We start from the raw sequence: 1,128 nt of genomic DNA on the forward strand, positions 1-1,128 counted from the left end.
TACTTCGACTTAAAAACATCATTCTCTATAAAAATCCAAATACCGTAATCATAGTTTTTGTAATGTCGAATATCTTTCACTGAAACGCGGCACCGCCCCCTTATTTGCTGAAATGCCATTAAATTACCTACTTTCCTAGTTAAATTGTTCTCAAAAACATGAAAACAAAAAGAGGCTATAACCTTTGAAAGTTATAGCCCCACATTAAATGGTCAACCGTTTATTGCTGCCATAGACCTATTTTTCTAATCGACCACGCACATAAATGCTCTTGCTTGTGTGACCATAACGATCCATATATGCGTTGTCGCACGTATAAATCGTGATAATCTTGTCGCCCTGATCATCGTCAACAATTTGCCCCTGACTTTGCGGCCAATCATGGTGAACCTCTGTGACAACGTAGATGAATTGTCCCTTGCTGGTCGTTACTTTGATTTTGTTGCCTAGACGAACATTTGTTAAGTTGTGTAACAAGTTGCCCCTAGCGGTCATATTATGGCCCGCTAAAGCAAAGTTCCGTAAACCAGCCTCTTGGTTAGGTTTGACTGTGACGACACCAACAGCCATCTTCTCACTCGAAACACCCTCTAGAATTGGTAGGGCGATATTAACCGCTGGGATCTCAACTGTTCCAACCCCATATTTTTTAATGATTGCGTCCCGATAAGCAGCCCAGGCATCATCATATTCAAAGTTCTGGATATCGGTGTCATATCGCTGCCCTTTTACAGACGTCTTCAAGTGATTTTTCACATAACGAACTGACTTACTCTGCTGGTATCGGAGGTATAAATCACGGCCATAAAAAATACCGCTCCCCATCACCAATATTGCGCTAAGCAGAAGCATCAGTTTGCCAGCTTTTCTCTTAAACATATTATTTAGTCGCTTTTTTATTTTTGAAAAGTAAATAAATGCCAAATGCGAACATCAACACACCTGCAATTAATAGGTACATTGCATTTTGTTGACGTTGTTGGCCAGCTTTTAATAATGCTTTAGGAGTTAATTTATCGTGCATTGTTACTGAAACAGATTTACCATTCACAACATCAAATTCAATGTCGTTAGCGACTTCATAGCCGTTAGGTGCGATCACTTCATGCAATGTGTAGTGGCCGTCAG

At 40.2% G+C, this 1,128-nt stretch carries 2 protein-coding genes; both read right to left on the minus strand.

Features of this window, described 5'->3' with window-relative positions; all coding sequences use genetic code 11:
- Positions 1-237 precede the first annotated feature (237 nt).
- Positions 238-879, minus strand: coding sequence for a class A sortase (locus FC20_RS09530; protein ID WP_056945402.1), 642 nt, complete (start codon positions 877-879; stop codon positions 238-240).
- Between the two features lies 1 nt (position 880).
- The coding region (locus FC20_RS09535; protein ID WP_162254732.1) for a SpaA isopeptide-forming pilin-related protein at positions 881-1,128 on the minus strand (248 nt) is incomplete at its 5' end.

It is taken from the genome of Lactobacillus equicursoris DSM 19284 = JCM 14600 = CIP 110162, from assembly GCF_001434815.1.
GTDB lineage: Bacteria > Bacillota > Bacilli > Lactobacillales > Lactobacillaceae > Lactobacillus > Lactobacillus equicursoris.

Excerpts from the sequence above, each read along its gene's own strand:
- FC20_RS09530 (WP_056945402.1), bottom strand. The coding sequence starts at position 879 with ATGTTTAAGAGAAAAGCTGGCAAACTGATGCTTCTGCTTAGCGCAATA.